Source organism: Pseudomonas fluorescens (genome assembly GCF_902498065.1).
Taxonomy (GTDB): Bacteria; Pseudomonadota; Gammaproteobacteria; order Pseudomonadales; family Pseudomonadaceae; genus Aquipseudomonas; species Aquipseudomonas fluorescens_BJ.
The window spans coordinates 1-500 of record NZ_CABVIR010000035.1 but is presented as its reverse complement, the minus strand read 5'-3'; the positions used below and the strand labels follow the sequence as shown (position 1 = coordinate 500).

Genomic DNA, 500 nt, shown 5'->3' with positions numbered 1-500 from the left:
GCCGATAAAGGTGCGCAGGCGCAGATCCTTGACCCGGATGCGCGCCATTCCCGGTTGAAGTTGTGGCATTGATTTGCTCCGGCCAGTCTATTGCAGGCGTTCTGGTGGATCTTACTCGACTCGCGACCGAAGCGGGACGGCCTATTTGACGTTCCGTCAACCGTTGACGGTCAGGGTCGTGCCGGTGACATAGGGATTGTCGAGCAGATCGCGCAGGCTCTGGTAGATCACCCCCCTGCCGGGCTCGATACCCAAGGCGGACTTGGCCAGCGCCTTGGTGCGGTACGCCGCGTCAGCGTCGAGGTTGAACAATAACAGCGCGGGGGCGATGCCGTTGACCTTGATGGCGGGCGCAAAGCGCGCGGCAAACGACAGGGTCAGACTGTCGAGCCCGGCCTTGCTGGCGCAATAACCGATGTGCTTGCTGCTGCCTTTGCGGGTGACATCGTCGCTGATGTGGATGATGTCGGCAGGCGTCGAGCGCTGCAGCAACTCGGCGC

Annotated in this window: 1 protein-coding gene and 1 pseudogene; both read right to left on the bottom strand. The window is 62.4% G+C overall.

Annotation, left to right across the window (positions count from 1 at the left end):
* A pseudogene (gene folX / locus F8N43_RS29245) lies at window positions 1–69 on the bottom strand (dihydroneopterin triphosphate 2'-epimerase); the annotation flags it as partial.
* A gap of 87 nt (window positions 70–156) precedes the next feature.
* A partial coding sequence (locus F8N43_RS29240; protein ID WP_150654718.1) for an SDR family NAD(P)-dependent oxidoreductase occupies window positions 157–500 on the bottom strand: 344 nt, incomplete at its 5' end.